Origin of the sequence: Rhabdochlamydiaceae symbiont of Dictyostelium giganteum, from assembly GCF_964291045.1 — a bacterium.
Lineage (GTDB): Bacteria > Chlamydiota > Chlamydiia > Chlamydiales > Rhabdochlamydiaceae > PALSA-1444.
In genome coordinates this window covers 730,213-749,348 of sequence record NZ_OZ197277.1, presented here as the reverse complement: position 1 = coordinate 749,348, position 19,136 = coordinate 730,213, and the positions used below count along the sequence as shown (strand labels likewise).

Sequence of the window (19,136 nt, the reverse complement as noted above, 5' to 3'; positions counted from 1 at the left end):
TTATGATTGTCACAGATAAATGGAGCTGGGATTACCCCCTTTTTGAGAGTTATGTCGAAGGATTAAGAAAAGATGTTAAGAAACACCCCTCTTCTTATGTCCCTTTTCAAGCCTTTTTAACCCCGTTATCTGTGATTACGCTTTTTGCCATCTGGAAAGAGGGAAAAATTGCATGCCCTTTAAATCCTAAACACCCCAACATAGAGCCGTTTCTTCAAAGGGTTAAATCCCCTCTTTTTATCCCTATATTTCCCTCTCCTCAAACTCCAACAGATAAGAGTTGGGATGAAGGGTCCCTAGACCCTCAACAACTAGCCACTTGCCTTTATACATCAGGATCTTCTGGTACTCCTAAAATCGCTTGCCACACACTTAGCAATCACCTCTTCAGCGCTAAAGGGTCTCTTCAAATGATCCCTTTAACCCCCAAAAGTCTCTGGGCTCAAACACTTCCTCTTTATCATGTAGGTGGCTTAGGGATTTTGTTTCGGTGTTATCTATCAAAAGCAAAGATTTTGTTCTCTTCTTCTTTACAAAGAGCCACCCATATATCACTTGTCCCTACGCAGCTCTACCGTCTTTTAAGAGATAAAGTCCCTCTCCCTAACCTCCAATCTGTGTTATTAGGAGGAGCCCCGCTTCCCTCTTTTCACACCCCCTATCCGATTTTACCCACCTACGGGATGACAGAAATGAGCTCTCAAATTGTCACCAATCATCAGGTGCACCCTTATGCTCAAATTGAAATCAGAGAAGATCAATCGATTTGGGTTAAAGGAGATGTGTTATTTCAAGGGTATCTGCAAGATGATCACACACTCCTTAAAAATGTGGATGCTAGAGGGTGGTTTGAAACCAAAGATTTAGGAGAGTGGAAGAATAATCAGCTCTTTATCTTAGGAAGGCAAGATAACCTCTTCATCTCAGGGGGAGAAAATATTCAACCTGAAGAAATTGAAAGGGTGATTCGTCTTGACTACCCTGAAGAAGAAGCACTTGTTGTCCCTATTTTGGATGAAGAATTCGGAGCAAGACCTGCTCTTTACTTAAAAAACCCCTCACTTTTTCCTCAGATTCAAGCCCGGTTAAAAGAGCACCTCCCTTCTTTTAAAATCCCCATTAAGGCTTTTCTTTTACCGGAAGGCTCAGGGCTTAAACCTAACCGGAAATGGCTACAACAGCAAGCTCTTGATTCTTGATTAAGTCCTTAATTTTAAGCGGGTTATTTTATATTTTTTGCATTAAGTGATAGAAGTATCTCCTCTTATTTTTATGAAGATAATAGGCGCCTTTCTATCTCTCAAAAGACATCTTTGATCATCTAGCCAAGCTCCATTTAAACTTGCGGCCTAGGGGCCCTGGAATAAAAAATATTTTTATTGCTTTAAGCAAGAAAAAGACTAAAAACTTAAGGAAAATTTAGGAGCTCAATTTTCAGTAAAAAAGGCTGTTTTTGTCCTTTTTACTCCCCTCATATTAACTTTAATACAATTTTATTGAATAGACAGATAATTAAGGCGTCAATTAATTTAATTGTATCTGTAACGTATTTTGGAGATATTCTATATGACAAAAAGTAAAGATGCTAAAAAAGAAGAGAAAAAAAAGCCTCAAAAAACGCTTAAAGAAAAGCGTTTAGAGAAGCAAGAAAAGAAAAAAAAGTAAGTCACTTTTTTTTTAATGGCCTACTTCAACAAGTAGGCTTATCCCTTTTTTCGGTAAAAGATAAAAGGGATTTCAAGTTCTTGACAAGTGAGCCCTCCATGCATCGCATAGAATTTTTGCTCAAATTGCTCTTTTTCTTTCCACCAAATGGAGTGAGATCCCAAAGGTAAAATCACCACATCTCCTAGTCTTTCTAAAAACTTACCAGATAAAGGTACTTCACCAAAAAATCCTTGAACTATTAACTCTTGAACAGGAAGGACTATAGCTCTTTTTTGAAGCTTATCTTGAAGCATTCTGATGACTTTTTTTATACACCCTTTTTTCACATGTAGAAAAAAATCTCTACTTGAGCCGCTAGGAGCTAAAACATGCCCTCTTGCATCTTTTTGTAAAAAAGAGATGAGTTCTGGAATTTCTTCATTCAGATAGTAAGTGGTTGTTGGATGAATAGAGGTCATACCGTGATCAGCAGATAACATTAAAGCAGTAGAGGAAAGCTGCATTTCAGGAGATGTCATGACTGTATTTTCTAAAAGGGTAAAAAGAGATACAAGGCTCTTTTCAGCCTCTTCTGAGGCTAACCCATGCCTATGGGTTAAGCTATCAAATCCTCCGTAGTATAACAAGAAAAAGCCAGGATTTTGTAAATGATTTTTTAATGCAGCCATCATGGCTTTTTCATCACGGCAGCTAACTCTTTCTCCCCCTGCATACATCGCCTCAGAATAGTTGGAATCAACAATCAAAGAGTTTAAATAAATGCGGCTTACAATGCCCTGTTTTTTTAGATCATGAAAGAGGGTGCTTTGAGGAAAAAATTGCGAAGGGCTGAGCACTTCATCTAATGGCCTTCCTTTTTGATCTCTTGAAAATTGATAAATAATGGGCATCACAATTTCATTCACATCAGGCTCATACATAAACCACTCGTAAAGGCCATGCGCGCCTACACAACTGTCTGTACAAAGTGTTGTGATATGCGCAGTTGTTGTCGAGGGAAACTGAGAAGAGATTTTAGATACGATCCCCTCTTTGACAACTCTTTTTAAAAAAGGAAACTGATCTTGATACCGCAAAAAGCTATTCCACCCAAATCCATCAAGTAAAATGAAAATCACTCTCTCATACACCCCTCTATCCCAACAGCTATCAGGAAGTGGCTTCCCTTGCATGCCAAAAGCTGCCTTAAGAGTGCTAGGTATGAGGTTAAAACTAAAAGCATCGTAGCTTGGTTTAAAAAGATGCGGGGAAAAAGAAGAAGCCTCTAGAGGGGGTAAAGAGTCATTGTTAATCATAAAAATAACTTACCAAGTTCTCTGCCGCTTGTCTAGCCATTTGTGATCTACACTCAGTTGTAGCAGAGCCGATATGCGGTAAAATGAGGACATTATCATGATGACAAAGAAGATGGGTAGAATCTATTGGCTCAGGATCTGTCACATCAAGTGCTGCTGCCCGGATCCACCCCCGGCTTAGCGCTTCTAAAAGATCTTTTGTCACAACCACCTTGCCTCTTGCCATATTGATAAGAACAGGTCTTTTTTTCATCTGTAAAAAAGCTCCTTGATGAATCATACCAGAAGTCTCTTCTGTTAAAGGGACGTGTAGAGATAAATAATCACTTGTTTGATAAAGCTCTTCTAAAGAGACAGACAAAATATTTTCATGAGAGGAAATAAATCCTTTCCTTGAGTGAGCAATGACTTTTAACCCAAATCCTAAAGCTCTTTTTGCAACCGCTTTTCCAATATCTCCGTATCCTAAAATACCCCATGTTTTACCCTTTAGCTCTTCTCCTAGAAAAAGAGAAGGGTCCCACCCTTTCCATAACCCCTCTTTTACATAGTCTCTTGCTTTTGGCACCTTGCGAATGAGAGCAAGTAAAATGGCAAGCGTTAAATCTGCTGTGCTATCTGTTGTTGCATGCGGCACGTTAAAAACTTTGATCCCTTTTTTAAGGGCCATTTCTTGATCGATATTATCAAGCCCGGATGCGCAATTTGAAATCACTTTAAGTGTCTCTGCATAAGAGAGCACCTCTTCATCAAAGGGATCTATAAGAGTTGATAACACCCCATCAAAGGTTTGCATCACTTGAATGAGTTCACTTTTCAAAAGTGCTCTATCTTCTCTATTTTGTTCTACGTGAAAATAATGACTTAACATTTCATGAGCAATGGGCATCAAAGGGCGGGTAATATAAATTCTCTTCATGCTCTCCTATCATGATTTATCTAGAATTTTTCGTCAAAAAATGTCATCATGTTTCTCCGATATTATGCATAAAAAATCTCTCTCCATCTTCACTCTAGCGATGATCAACCTAGCTGCTATTGGCAGCGTAAAAAATTGGCCTCTCATTGCAGAGTCAGGCTTTTCTGCGATCTTTTACTTTCTCTTAGCAACAGTTGTCTTTTTCATTCCCATAGCTCTTGTTTCAGCTGAGCTTGCAACAGGGTGGCCAAAAACGGGCGGTGTATTTGTTTGGGTTAAAGAGGCATTTGGACACCGGCTAGGGTTTTTAGCGATCTGGCTTCTTTGGATTGAAAATGTGATATGGTATCCGACAACACTCTCTTTTGTCGCAGTCACCGGGGCCTATATCATTGATCCCTCACTTGCTCATCACCCAGTTTATGTGACTGTGATCTCTTTGATCGCATTTTGGGGATTAACTCTCATTAATATGCGGGGCATGAAGATATCAGGATGGATCAGTACAGTAGGGGTCATTTTAGGCTCTTTAATTCCAGCTGTTGTGATTATTGCTCTTGGATCTCTTTGGTTCTTCTCAGGAAATCCTCTGCAGCTCACCTTTTCTTTAGAGACATTTTTCCCTAACCTTTTTTCTCTTAATGAGTGGGTGATTTTTACAGGGGTGTTACTCTCTCTTGCTGGTATGGAAATGTCTGCCATTCACGTAAGAGATATGCAAAACCCTCAAAGCGGCTACCCAAAAGCGACTCTCATTACCGTTCTTTTGATTATGACACTCTCCATTTTAGGTGTATTATCAATCGGTATTGTGATACCTCAACATGCGATGAGTTTAGCTGGAGGGTCTATTCAAGCATTTACCCTTTTTGTGAAAAATTACGGGTTAGAGAGCTTTACTCCGCTCATGGCTCTTTTAATGTTTATTGGAGCGCTAGCTTCTTTAAGTACATGGATTGTGGGTCCAAGTAGAGGTCTTTTAGCAGCAGCTTCTCATGGAGATCTCCCTCCTTGGCTAAGACATCAAAACGCGCAAGGGATGCCAAGCCATCTTCTTCTTTTACAAGCTTTAATTGTCACAGCGCTTAGCTTGATTTTTATTTTTATGCCCTCTATTAATAGCGCCTACTGGATCTTAACAGTGATGGTTACGCAGGTATATCTTGTGATGTATCTTTTGATGTTTGCTGCAGCGATTGCTTTAAGGTATAAAAAGCCTGATGTTAAAAGAGCGTATCAAATCCCTGGAGGAAAGCTTGGCATCTGGGTGGTTGCAGGCCTTGGTATTTTAAGTTCTTTCTTAACCTTTTTGATTGGATTTTTACCTAATGAGAAGATCTTTACAGGAAGTAGTTTCTACTACGTTCTCACTTTGATCGTAGGAATTATACTCTTTTGTTTAGCTCCCTCTCTTATCTACAGATTTAAAAAGCCGTCTTGGAACCATCATCTGCCTCACGAGGAAGGAGAAGAGATTTGAAAACATCTTGGGAATCGTCTCACAAGTGGTATAACGCCCTTGTTGGAGAAAAAGGTCACTACTATCACGATCATGTTGTGCTTCCAAATGCCTTGCGTCTTCTTGATCTTAAACCCCGTGACTCTCTTCTTGATCTTGGATGCGGTCAAGGGATATTAGAGAGATCGATTCCTAAACAAACCAATTATGTCGGCGTTGATGCCTCTTCATCTCTTGTAAAAGCAGCCCGTAAAACATCAAATAGACCGTTTTATGTGGCAGATATTACGCAGCCTCTTGAGATTAAAGAAACAGGTTTTTCCCATGCAGCGCTCATCTTAGTGACGCAAAATCTAGAGTTTCCTCTTGGGGCTTTTCAAAATAGCGCTCATTTTTTAAAACCAGGAGGAAAGCTCCTCATCGTTCTCAATCACCCCTGTTTCCGTATTCCAAGACAATCTAGCTGGGGCGTTGATGAGCAAAAAAGACTGCAATACCGCCGTATGGATCGGTATATGGACCCTTTAAAGATCCCCATTCAAACTCACCCAGGAAGTCAGAAAGACTCTCCTTTAACCTACTCATTTCATCACCCGCTCTCTTTTTTTATCAACGGGCTTAAAGAGTCAGGATTTGTTATTGAAACCCTTGAAGAGTGGATTTCTGATAAAAAAAGTGAAGGTGGAAGATCGGGAATGGAAAATAGAGCGAGAAAAGAGTTCCCTCTTTTTATGGCTATTCTAGCAAAGAAAATTTAAAGAGAGATTCCCTTAAAAAAGTCATCGCTTGATACCTTGCTGAATTTTGCTTTGATTGAGTGAAAGTTTATCTCTCTTATATCAGCCTCTTAAGGTTTCTATGGCTTGAAGAGGCGTCTCTACCAACATAGAAGACGCCTTGATCAACTGGTTCTCATGAGCACATGGCATAAAATGCTGTTTGTAGATTTAACTCTGATACTGCACTTAATCAATTAAACCAGCTAAGAAAAACGCCCCCCATTGACGTGGTTTATTCCGCCCTGTCTCCATTGCCATAAGTACAGCTTTTTGTAAAGCTTGAGCCTTATTAAGCTTCGGGGTATTAACTCCTAAATAGTGTCTATAAAAGGTATCTACCATCTTCACAGTCATATCTTCTTCAGGAAGCGGCCAGTAGCTAGCGATTGTAGATTTAGCTCCTGCTCCTAAAAAAGACCAAATAGGGCCAATACTTCCCTCTCTTTTGAGGTTTCCTCTTCCTAAATGACAAGCGCTCATAAATACAAGATCAGCTTTTAATGTAAGAGGACTCCCATCTTTTTTAAATGCGAGTAGGTGTATATCTTTTGCATGAAGGTCACCTGTTAGATGTTCTTGATCTGGTGCTAATCTAAAGAATCCTTCAAAGACAGAGTAAGGATCATCTAAAGGCTTTTGACTTGCCACACCGTGCCCTGCAATATGAATAACCTTAGCATCAGGGGCATGTGTAAAGACATTTCCTACAGTCGCCTCTTGTTGAGTCAGTACTTTTACATCAAAATTTTGCATCAGCGGTGTAATGATATCACGCACTTCACCTTCAGATTTTTTGAGGTTATTGTATTCTTCTTTAGAGGTTGTGGGATTGCCCATCAAAAGAACTTGGGTTGAAGCTTCTTTAGGGAGCTGATCTAGAAGAGAAAGCACCTGAATAGAAGGAGCTATCGAAATCGGATAGTTTTCAATCAGGTACTGATCTATTTTGCTATTATAAAAGGCTCCAAAAGGAAGATGCGCTAAAAACCCGTCAGGAATAAAGGTGAGGGTATTTCCAGAACCTGGTAAAGGAATATGCTCTTCTAAAGGAGCAATTAATAGGTCATACCAAGAAGATAGTCTGTCCTCAAAAAATTGACTTGGTTGTTTCTTACCTCTCTCTGGACGAGTTGTTTCAATTTTGTAGGGAAATACTTTAAAAATAAGATCTAATTCTGAAAACACACCCCCTGGAATAGGTAGAGAAATGGATTGGATAGGCCTCTTCTCAGAGGATATAATCCACACATGAATAGAGGTGAGTTCTTTAATTGACAAATCAAGAGAATAGATAATGAAAGTAGTATCAAGCTTTTCAGCTAAATTCTGTATGTTTTGAGATGAAAGAAGATTAAGATGAAAATCCGGATTCTCTTTTAAGTTTAAGCGTTGAAATAAAAGAGAAGAAAGGGCACGAGCACGTCTTGTATCAGAAATCTCTAAAGCCTGGGCATTTTTCTCCTGTAATAAAACGCGTTCTAAACCAATATAAGGTTTTGATAACTCCTCAAACATAGAAATTTGCCACTCGGCTCGCTTTGCATCATGCTGAAGAGAGGCGTAAATCTCAATACTTTGACGGAAATATTCTTTTGCTTGAGGATATTCTTTTAACCTATAATAAGCAATTCCCAAATTGCTATAAGTTTTTCCCTTCCCTACCTTATCTTGAAGCTTTAGAGCTATCTCTAAATGTTTTTGATGGAAATCGATTGCTTTACGGATCTCTCCTAAAGAATCATAAGCATTTCCCAAATTACCATAAGCCCTTCCTTCCCCTATCTTGTCTTCAAGCTCAAGAGCTATCTTTAAATCCTTTTCATAGAAATCGATTGCTTTACGGATCTCTCCTAGAGAATGATAAGCCATTCCCAAATTGTTATAAGCCCTTCCCTGCCCTACCTTGTCTTCAAGCTCTAGAGCTATCTTTAAATCCCTCTCATGGAAATCGATTGCTTTACAGATTTCTCCTAGAAAATGATAAGCCATTCCCAAATTGTTATAAGCCTTGCCTTCTCCTACCTTATCTTGAAGCTCTAGAACTATCTTTAAATCCCTCTCATGGAAATCGATTGCTTTACGGGGCTCTCCTAGAGAATGATAAGCCATTCCTAAATTGTTATAAGCCCTACTTTCCCCTATCTTGTCTTCAAGCTCTAGAGCTATCTTTAAATCCCTCTCATGGAAATCGATAGATTTGCGGGTCTCTCCTAAAGAATAGTAGGCATTTCCCAAATTACCATAGGCTATGCCCTCACCTATCTTGTCTTCAAGCTCTAGGGTGATCTTTAAATGCTTCTCATGAAAATCGATTGCTTTACGACTTTCTCCTAAAGAATCATAAGCATTTCCCAAATTACCATAGGCCTTTCCTTTCCCTGCCTTGTCTTGAAGCTCTAAGGTGATCTTTAAATGCTTCTTATGAAAATCGATTGCTTTACGACTTTCTCCTAAAGAATCATAAGCATTTCCCAAATTGCAATAAGCTATGCCCTCACCTATCTTATTTTCAAGCTCTAAGGCTATCTTTAAATGCTTTTTATGGAACTCGATTGCTTTACGGATCTTTCCTAAAGAATCGTAAGCACTTCCCAAATTACCATAGGCCTTTCCTTCCCCTACCTTGTCTTGAAGCTCTAAGGTGATTTTTAAATGCTTCTCATGAAAATCGATAGCTTTACGAGTCTCTCCTAAAGAACCGTAGGCAACTCCCAAATTGCAATAAGCTGCACCCTCACCTATCTTGTCTTGAAGCTCTAGGGCAATCTCTAAATGCTTTTCATGGAAATCGATGGCTTTACGTGTCTCTCCTAAAGAGTGATAGGCGTTTCCCAAATTGCTATAAGCAATTCTTTCTCCTGCCTTATCTTGAAATCCTAGAGCAAACTTTAAATTCTTCTCGTAGTATGGAATTGCTTTGCGATACTCTCTTGATTTATAGTAGACATCTCCCAAATTACTATAGCCTAATGAAAGAGCCTCTTTTTTTGAAATCAGCTTAAAATGACTTCTTTTTTTTAATAAATACAGTCTATTTGAAATATCTTGAAATATTTTATTAATAGGCCGATCATAAATTCTTCCTTTAATTTCTAACTCAAATATTGTCTGAATTTGTGCAATGCCCTCTGGCGTTTGATCAGAAAAACCATAAAGCCGGATTTTCCCCTTGGAATCATCAGAAGAGGGCAGTGGTATTTTAATCAGCCCGGCTTTGGTTAAGGATTTTGTATAAATATCCATCTTAAACCTCAAATGATATGATTGAAAAATTCAATATGGATTACGCCATTCTATTTAATCAAGATTTTTTAGCCTTAAAATAAGATGTGTTGTACTAATCTATCACTCAGTGAAAAAAGCAATAGAGTAATTTTTTATCGATTAAAGAAGGATCATGAGATTAGGCTTTTTATCCAGGGCGCTTTAACTAAAATATTTTGATGTTAGATGGTGTACATGGCATAAAATGTCTTTTTTAGATTTAACTCTTATACTGCACTTAATCAATTAAACCCGCTAAGAAAAACGCTCCCCATTGACGCGGTTTATTTCGCTCTGTTTTCATCGCCATAAGAACTGCTTGCTGAAGAGCTTTTGCCTTATTAAACGGAGGAGTATCAATCCCTAGATAGTGCCTATAAAAAGTATCTACCATCTTAACTGTCATATCTCCTTCAGGAAGCGGCCAGTAGCTAGCAATTGTAGATTTAGCTCCTGCTCCTAAAAAAGACCAAATCGGACCAATACTTCCCTCTCGTTTAAGATTTCCTCTTCCTAAATGACAAGCACTCATAAAAACAAGCTCTGCTTTTAATGTGAGTAGACTCTCATCTTTTTGTACTGTAAGTAGATGGATATCTTTCGCATGAAGATCACCTGTTGGATATTTTTCATCTGGCGCTAATCTAAAGAATCCTTCAAAGACAGAGTAAGGATCACCTAGAGGCTTTTGATTAGCCATTCCGTGAGCTGCAATATGAATAATCTTAGCATCAGGAGCGTGCGCAAAAACGTTTCCCACAGTCGCTCCTTTCTGGGTTAGGACTTTTAAATCCAAATTTTGCATAAGCGAGGCAATTGTATGACGTACTTCACCTTCGGATTTTTCGAGGTTATTGTATTTTTTATCAGAGGTTGTGGGATTGCCCATCAGAAGCACTTGATTTAAAGGTTCTTTAGGAAGTTGATCTAAAAGAGAGAGGACCTGAATAGAAGGAGCTACTGAAATCGGATAGTTTTCAATCAGGTATTGATCTCTTTTACAATTATAAAAAGCTCCAAAAGGAAGATGCGCTAAAAAACCATCGGGAATAAAGGTGAGGGTCTTTCCAGAACCAGGTAAAGGAATATGCTCTTCTAAAGGAGCAATGAAGAGGTCGTACCAAGAAGAGAGCCTTTCCTCAAATAATTGAGTTGGCTGCTTCTCACCTCTAACTGGACGAGTTTTTTCCATTTGATAGGGAAATGTTTTAAAAATATGATCTAATTGTGAAAACTCACTCTCTGAAATAGGCAGAGGAATGGATTGGAGAGGCTTCTTCTCAGAAGATACAATCCATGCATGAATAGAGATAGATTCCTCAATTAGAATATTAAGAGAATAGATAATAAAAGTCGTATCTAGTTTTTCAGCTAAATCCTGTATGTTGTGAACTGAAAGATGCTTAAGACAAAAATCTGGATTCTCTTTTAAGCTTAAGCGTTGAAATAGAAGAGAAGAGAGGGCACGAGAGCGTCTTGTATCGGAAATCTCTAAAGCCGAAGCGCTTTTGTCCCGTAATAAAACGCGCTCTAAACCGATATAAGGTTTTGACAACTTCTCAAATATAGAGATTTGCCACTCGGCCCGCTTTGCATCATGCTGAAAAGGGGCAAAAATCTTAATGCTTTGACGAAAATATTTTTCTGCTTGTAGATAATCCTTTAATTTGTAATAGACAAGTCCAAAATTGCAATAAACACTACCCTCCTTCACCTTATCTTGGAGCTCTAGAGCGATCTTTAAAGCCTTATCATGTAACTCGATTGCTTTACTGGTCTCTCCTAGAGAACGATAAGCATTTCCCAAACTAATATAAGAACTTCCTTCCCCTACTTTATCTTGAAGCTCTAGAGTTATCTCTAAATGCTTTTCATGGAACTCAATTGCTTTACGGGTCTTTCCTAAGGAATAGTAGGCATTTCCCAAATTGCCATAAGCAGTCCCTTCCCCACTCTTGTCTTGAAGCTCTAGAACAATCCTTAAAGCCTTCTCATGGAACTCAATTGCTTTACGGGTCTCTCCTAGAGAACAATAAGCATTTCCCAAACTACTATAAGCGCTTCTTTCCTCACTTTTATCTTGAAGCTCTAGAGAGATCTCTAAATGCTTTTCATAAAAATGGATTGCTTTACGGATCTCTCCTAGAGAACGATAAGCAATTCCCAAATTATTATAAGCGCTTCCTTCCCCACTCTTATCTTGAAGCTCTAGGGCTATCTTTAAATGCTTTTCATAAAAATGGATTGCTTTATGGATCTCTCCTAGAGAACGATAAGCAATTCCCAAATTATTATAAGCGCTCCCTTCTCCACTCTTATCTTGAAGCTCTAGAGCTATCTTTAAATGTTTCTCATGGAAGTCGATTGCTTTACGGGTCTCTCCTAAAGAATTATAGGCATTTCCCAAATTGCCATAAGCCTTTCCTTCCCCCACTCTTATCTTGAAGCTCTAGGGCTATCTCTAAATACTTCTCATGGAAATCGATTGCTTTACGAGTCTCTCCTAGAGAATGATAAGCATTTCCCAAATTGCCATAAGCAATCCCTTCCCAACCCTTATCTTGAAGCTTCAGTGAGATCTTTAAATGCTTTTCATGGAAATCGATTGCTTTATGAGTCTCTCCTAGAGAGTGATAAGTATTTCCCAAACTGCTATAAGCCCTGCCTTCGCCACCCTTATCTTGGAGCCCTAGAGCTATCTCTAAATGCTTTTCATGAAACTCAATTGCTTTACGGCTCTCTCCTAGAGAATGATAAGCATTTCCTAAATTACTATAAGCACTTCCTTCCCAACCCTTATCTTGAAGCTCTAGAGCGATCTTTAAATGTTTTTCATGAAACTCGATTGCTTTACGGGGCTCTCCTAGAGAATTATAAGCAATTCCCAAATTGCTATAAGCTCTTCCTTCCCCACCTTTATCTTGCAGTTCTAGAGTGATCTTTAAATATTTTTTATGAAAATAGATGGTTTTACAGGTCTCTCCTAACTTCCAATAGGCATTTCCCAATTTGCTATAAGCTTTGCCTTCCTTCACCTTATTTTGAAGATTTAGAGAAATCTTTAAACGCTTCTTGTAGTAGGCGATTGCTTTGCAATACTCTCTTGATTTATAGTAAATATCTCCCAAATTACTATCACCTAGAGGAAAAATCTCTTCTTCTGAGAGCAGTTTAAAATGGCTTCCTTCTTTAAGCAAATATGGCTTATTTGAAACCTCTTGAAACATTTCACTAATAGGCCCATCATAAATTCTTCCTTGAATTTCTGGCTCAAATAGTTTCTGAATCTTTGCAATACCCTCCGGAGTTTGATCAGAAAAACCATAGAGCCGAATTTTACCCTTGAAATCATCAGAAGAGGGCAGCGGTATTTTAATCAGCCCAGCTTTGCTTAAGGATTTTGCATAAACATCCATCTTAAACCTCAAATGATATGTTTGAAAAATTCAATATGAATTACACCATTCTATTTAATCAAGATTTTTTCACTTTAAAACGGCAACGACTTTTTTAATAATCATTTTCAATTGCTGAAGAGGATGTATTTTATAGTTCAGACGTTCCTGATTTCTTATAGATATGGCTATCACAGTCAGATAAGATGAGAACAATAGTTACGATCTTTCCTAGAAATAGGATTCTCAACTCATTTAACATCCTGGGAAAATTTGCCACCCGTCTTTTAACAGCGTTAGTGTGAGATTATTCTATTACCGAGATTTACCTCCTTTTTTTATATTCCTCTTCGATTCTATTTATGTTATCATTGTTTCCTAAAAATACACTTTCAAAAGCATGGATGATGTGAGGCTATAACAGATGTGCGGAATATTTGGATATATAGGGTCTAAAGACCCAGCGATAAGCTGCTTAAAAGGGTTAGAAAAACTTGAGTATAGAGGCTACGATTCAGCCGGGCTTTGTGGTATTCATAATCAAAAGCTTAAAGCGTGGAAAGAAGTGGGTAAAGTGAGCGCTTTAGAAAAAGCTTGGAAAGAAGACCCCTCTCAAATTTCTCTTGCGATTGCGCATACAAGATGGGCCACTCATGGAGCTCCCACAAAAGATAACGCACACCCGCATTTTGATGAACATCTCCATATCGCTGTAGTGCATAACGGGATCATTGAAAATCATGCTGCCTTAAGAGAAATGCTTAAAAAACAAGGAGCAAAATTCTATTCTCAAACCGATACAGAAGTGATTGCTCAACTCATTTCCCATTTTTATCAAGGCGACCTTGGGACGGCAACACAAAAAGCTCTTTCTCTTATGGAAGGATTTTGGGCTCTTGCTGTGATCCATAAAGATCATCCTCACCAAATCGTTGCAGCTGCCAAAGAAAATCCGATTGCAATCGGGATCCATACAGAGAATCAAGAAGTGTTTCTCTCTTCTGATGCTAACGCCTTTTATACGCCAGATCTTGATGTGATTTTCCTCCAAAGTCATGAGCTTGCTATCATCGAAGCTCATAAAGTAGAAGTGTTTGATTCAACACAATCTGTCATCATCAAAGAAGCAGAAAAAATCTTAATCGATGATACCGTCAGATCCAAAGGAGCCTTTGAGCATTTCATGCTCAAAGAAATTTTTGATCAACCAGAAGCACTGCAGCATGCGCTTCATGGAAGACTTCTAGAAAAGCTTGGAAGCGTGGAGTTTGAAAATTTTAAGCTCACAGCAGATGATCTATCTTCTATCCAAAAAGTGTTGATATTAGGATGCGGAACCTCTTGGCATGCAGGCCTTATTGCAAGTTCTTTAATTGAAGAGCTAGCTCATGTCCCTTGCCAAGTAGAAATCGCCTCTGAATTTCGGTACAGAAACCCTGTTGTCACAGATAACACACTAGTCATTGCGATTAGTCAGTCAGGAGAGACCTTAGATACCGTTGCAGCCGTGCGGGAAATGAAGAAAAAAGGGGTTAAGGTTGTAGCTGTTTGTAATGTGGCTAACTCCACTTTAACAAGAGAAGCTGACACCACGATCTTTTTAAGAGCAGGTGCTGAAATTAGCGTTTGCTCCACAAAAGCATTTACCAGTCAAATTACTGTTCTCTCTCTTTTTGCTCTTCTCTTAGGAAGGCATAAAGATGTGAGTCAAGAAGAGGGTATTTTATTTCTCTCTGAAATCAAAAAGCTTCCCTCTCTTGTAGAAGAAGTGCTTTCTAAAGAGCTTCACATTCAAACAATTGCAGAGAAATATGCTAAGTATTCTAACTTCTTTTTTCTAGGAAGACACTACATGTTTTCAACAAGCTTAGAAGCCGCTCTTAAACTTAAAGAGATCTCTTATCTAAATGCTACAGGCTACCCTGCAGGGGAACTTAAACATGGTCCTATTGCTTTAGTTGATGATCAGCTTCCCATCATTGGTCTCTGTGGAAATCAGAAGACTTTAGGGAAAATGATGAGCAATATGATGGAAATTGAGGCAAGAGGCGCGCCGCTTGTTCTCTTTACCTTCGCAGGAAGTGAAGAAGAGCATACCTTAACAGAAGATGTCATCACGCTCCCCCTCTGTATTGATGAGCTAGCTCCTGTTCCTTTTTCTGTCGCTCTTCAGCTTTTTGCGTATCATATTGCAAAATGTAGAGGAACAGAGATTGATCAGCCGCGTAATCTTGCCAAATCTGTCACTGTCGAATAAAAAAAAATACCCTAGCTATTTTTTGTTAGCAAGGTATTTCTTTTCAGCTAAATAGAGCCTATAGGGATGTTAATAGACATCCCTTACCATCTCAATTTAATCCCTGCTTGTATATCCTGTGCATGGCTTGCGCTAAAATCTGTAGAATACCCAGCACTTCCGTAAAGAGATACGGCAGGAGAAAGATAGGCATCTATCCCTAGATTAAACTCTCCCCAAGATTTTAGAGGCTCTGAAGAAAAGGTTGTAGGGCTCATTGAAGAATCCAGAGTCACTTTTGCCCCTTTAAGCCATTCATAATAGTCACTCACTCTTGCCCAAATAGAGAGTTTCTTTTCCGATAGCATCCAATCTTTTGCAAGTCTTAGACCTAGACGTGTCATAAAGGAGGAGATATTTTTAAGATGAATACGGCTATTTTCTTCAGCAAAAGAGTGTAAATGCATGAGCTGAGAAATCATCTGCACCTCAGGTTCTATGAAAAACCCGGGCCCTATTTGAAAAGGGATCCCTCCTTCTAAAGAGCCTGTAATCCCAAAACCTGTGGTTTTGGAGGAGCTTTCTAAAGCCGCTAGCTGACTGCGGTAATAGCTCCCTTGAATCACGGTGTCTAGATATTCTCCTAAGGGACCAAAGTGGGTCCAATAAGTAGCAGCAGATTGGATTTGCATCCCGTTTTTTCCAGAAGAGGCTTTTTCAAGAGGAACATGATTTGCAGCCTCTCCAAAAGCGCCGTATACACCGATATCATCTTGATGCCCATTTTGATGTTTCATCGATAAGAGCGTAGATCCCACCTGAAACGTTTGGTTTGTATAAGAAGACCCTATTCTTTTTATAACGCTTCCTTGTAATTTTTGAGCAATATCTCCTTTTTGATAGCTATATCTACTCCATACTTTACTAGCTTCTTTAGAGTAAGACAGTGATCCCATCCTTTCATGGAATGTGTCAATGAGGGATAAGTTATAGCTAAGTGCTAAAGAGGGAAGCGCTACATAAAGGGGTGTATGACTTGTCTTTTCCTCTAGCTGAAGACCCCAAATATGCCATAGCGGATCATGGGGGTTATATTGAAAGGTGTAGTTATACCTCTCTCCATTGATGAATTGATTGAAGGTAAATGCCCCTTCATCTAAAGGCTCTGACTTAGCCACTTTAATGAGAGGAACCGTATGGCTTAACACCATCTTTTGCGGAGTTCTTTGATTTTGAATGGTGACAACTGTAGGACTTGTCGCTGTATAGTGATTAATTTGGATTAAATCAGAAGGGGAGTTATTAAATCCAAGAGCGGTATTCAAAATGATATTGCCTCCTATCCCTTGATATTCATGGATTTCAAGAAAAGTAGCAGCTGCATCTTTGATAGGAGTCATTTCAATTGTGCCTCGTTGATTATTAACTTGATCTATGGAAGAGCTCCCAGTGACTTCCCATAAAGCATTTTGACCTATTTCTAACTGAACAAGGGGTTTTAGCTCCTCTGATCTTTTTCCACTCCAAGAGGCGTTATTTAAAAGAGATAACTTGATGCTTCCCTCTCCTTCTAAATCCCCTGTTAAAGAGGCGTTATCATATGCCTGCATTGTTACTAAGCTATCTTTTGTTACATGACATAAAGGAGCCTGCAAGTTGCTACTCACAGCAGAGCTACCCTGAAAAGTAGCTTCTAGATGAGACTGATCTACATAAATAAGATGGGTAAAATTTCCTCCTATTGATCCATCTGTCACCCTCAAAGAGTTACTCTCATCTGCACTAGTAACTCCTGAATAAATGGCTGGATAAATAAAATCTTGAGAGAGTCTTAAGGCCCGCCGTGTACGCTTCTTTTTTCCTAGAGCCTCTTTATTCATTAAAGTGGATGCCTTCAGTGTGACGGTAGATCCTGATTCAAGCCCAACACCTACCGCATTAGGCCGTGAAAAATGCATATTCACACCGTCTAATGTAATGGATGAGTCCTTTGCTATAGCCTGAGCTCCTACAGCAAGAGGCGCATCCATGGATATATCCATCTCACTCACTTGGATACTTCCCTGAGAATCTGCATAAAGACCATAAGAGGGACTAGATGAATTGCTGCCTGTAATCGTCATGTGAAATGGATGATTAGAAGAAGAATTTTCTCCCTCCCCTGTAAGGATAACCAATCCTCCGTTTTCAACAAAAGCTCCCTTTACTACATCTCCATCCAATACAATAGAAGATCCCTGAAAATTAATTGTTGATGGCGTAGAATTAATATCTGTCCCCTTTGCATATAACCCATAACAGTTATTAGCACTTACATTCATAGTCGTTGTGCTGAGTTGAATATTAGCGCCTGTGTCTGTATAAGCTCCCCATGCCGTATTGCTCGTATTTCCCCATCCTGATGGGCTTTTACCGTTCACAAAAATTGTAGAATCTTGGTATGAAATCATTGATGGATAAGATTGACTATCTGAGAATTCTGCTATCAATCCATAACACTCTATCCCTTCCACCTGCATAGGAGATTGATTCAATTCAATCTTCCCTCCTCCCCTTACATAGGCTCCCCGTGCCGTCTTACTAACCTCTCTTTTTCTTGGTTCGCCTTTACCTCCCACAGTAATATTAGACCCTTGGCATGAAATCATTGATGGATAAGATTGACTATCTGACAATTCTGACAGCAATCCATAACAATCTATCCCTTCCACTTTGATAGGAGATTGATTCAATTTAATCTCCCCTCCTGCACTTGTATGGGCTCCCCATGCCGTATTATTACCTATCACATTAATATTAGAACCTTGGCATGAAATCATTGATAATTGAGCATTTTCATCTCTGCCTATTGCAACTAGCCCCTTGCTCTTATCTGCATCCCCGCTTATCTTAATGTCAGAACCATTTAATGTAATATTTCCTCCATATATTGTAAAAGCCCCGTACCCTTCTTCTGAAGAGTTGATATCCATATTCGAGCTATTTAATTGAATATCTCCCCCTGTTTGTGCCCAAGCTCCATAGCCGGTGTTTGAAAATAGCGTAATAGAAGCATCTTCGCATACAATCTTTGATATATTAGAGTTGCTATCTTGTGAGGCAGCCACTAATCCCTTGTAGCTATTATTAGAGGTCTCTATCCCCATATTAATCTGAGAATGATTCAATTCAATCTTCCCTCCACCTTCAGACAAAGCTCCCCAACTTTCTCCAGGGCCCAATATAATAGAAGAATTTTCACATGTAATCGTTGAGGGATAAGAGCGGCTATCTGTCCCACGTGCCATTAATCCCGTAAAATTTCCCTCTATACTCAGTTCAGAAGCATTAAGTTGGACCTTTCCTCCTTCTTCAGCAATGACTCCAACTCCCGCTTGTGAAAAAAGCCTAATAGAAGAGTCTTGGGATGTAATTGTTGAGGGATTAAATGCGGTATCTACCCCATTCGAAAAAAATCCGCAGCTATTATCCCCTCTAATTTCAATAAGGGATTCATTCAACTTGATACTCCCCCCTGTAGAAGCACTTGATCCTATAGTATTATTTTGAGATCCGCTGACATTCATCTCTACTTTAGTCATGGTAATAACTGCTGAGGTATCTACACTAAGGGCTCCTATGCTAGAGGGAAGACTAGGTGAAAGATTAGTTACATTAATTTGAGGAGGTTTATAACCATTTAGTTGAATGATCGTCTCCCCTTTCTTAGTTCCAGATATTGCGACTGCACCATCTGTAGTAAGCGAAAAATAACCACTACCTTTAAAATCGGTGATTGCTAGTACTCCTCCTTGATTATCAATTCCTCGATTACCTGAAGGAGGGGTGATAATCATATAATGTTCGCCCATGCCATATCCCTGAAATTCCCCAGAGGCAATCACTAATGTATCCAGAAGTTTGATATCTTCTGAAGCCTCTTCCTCGTCTCCCCATAAAAAGTGAGGAGCGATTAAACAAATGCCAAGCACAAGAGATAAGACGGGATATTTTCTCTCTTTGATCATGAGAATCCTTTTTGATTTTAACCTTCATTCCATAACTGCTTGACTCAATAAAAATAAATGCTTTTTTATTAAAAATTTTATATTACATATTTATTAACCTGTTTGGAGCCTACT

7 protein-coding genes are annotated in these 19,136 nt (G+C 39.0%); 4 read left to right on the top strand and 3 right to left on the bottom strand.

The genetic code is table 11. From position 1 onward, the window contains the following. The first annotated feature begins 2 nt into the window (after positions 1 to 2). A complete protein-coding gene (locus ACI7T6_RS02615; protein WP_404666037.1) occupies positions 3 to 1,199 on the top strand; it encodes an AMP-binding protein in 1,197 nt (398 codons plus the stop codon). A gap of 504 nt (positions 1,200 to 1,703) precedes the next feature. Here ACI7T6_RS02615 and ACI7T6_RS02610 read toward each other — a convergent pair. Together ACI7T6_RS02610 and ACI7T6_RS02605 are read right to left on the bottom strand one after the other, a co-directional pair. Beyond that, positions 1,704 to 2,963: an alkaline phosphatase family protein gene (locus ACI7T6_RS02610; RefSeq protein ID WP_404666036.1), complete on the bottom strand. Its 1,260-nt coding sequence runs from the start codon at positions 2,961 to 2,963 to the stop codon at positions 1,704 to 1,706. Continuing rightward, entirely contained in the window at positions 2,956 to 3,882 is a 927-nt protein-coding gene (locus ACI7T6_RS02605; protein WP_404666035.1) for a 2-hydroxyacid dehydrogenase, read from the bottom strand. The genes ACI7T6_RS02610 and ACI7T6_RS02605 overlap by 8 nt, the downstream gene beginning before the upstream one ends. A gap of 64 nt (positions 3,883 to 3,946) precedes the next feature. Here ACI7T6_RS02605 and ACI7T6_RS02600 point away from each other — a divergent pair, with 64 nt between their 5' ends. The 3 genes from ACI7T6_RS02600 (at position 3,947) to glmS (ending at position 15,036) form a co-directional block, all read left to right on the top strand. Further along, a complete protein-coding gene (locus ACI7T6_RS02600) occupies positions 3,947 to 5,362 on the top strand; it encodes an amino acid permease (RefSeq protein WP_404666034.1) in 1,416 nt (471 codons plus the stop codon). Further along, positions 5,359 to 6,099 carry a class I SAM-dependent methyltransferase gene (locus ACI7T6_RS02595; RefSeq protein WP_404666033.1) on the top strand — a complete coding sequence of 247 codons (741 nt, stop codon included), beginning with the start codon at positions 5,359 to 5,361 and terminating at the stop codon, positions 6,097 to 6,099. Before ACI7T6_RS02600 ends, ACI7T6_RS02595 begins: the two co-directional genes overlap by 4 nt. 7,104 nt (positions 6,100 to 13,203) lie before the next feature. Beyond that, positions 13,204 to 15,036, top strand: coding sequence for a glutamine--fructose-6-phosphate transaminase (isomerizing) (gene glmS / locus ACI7T6_RS02575; RefSeq protein WP_404666032.1), 1,833 nt, complete (start codon positions 13,204 to 13,206; stop codon positions 15,034 to 15,036). An 83-nt stretch (positions 15,037 to 15,119) separates the two neighbouring features. On the opposite strand, the gene ACI7T6_RS02570 is transcribed toward glmS, so the two are convergent. Further along, entirely contained in the window at positions 15,120 to 19,022 is a 3,903-nt protein-coding gene (locus ACI7T6_RS02570) for an autotransporter outer membrane beta-barrel domain-containing protein (RefSeq protein WP_404666031.1), read from the bottom strand. Positions 19,023 to 19,136 lie beyond the last annotated feature (114 nt).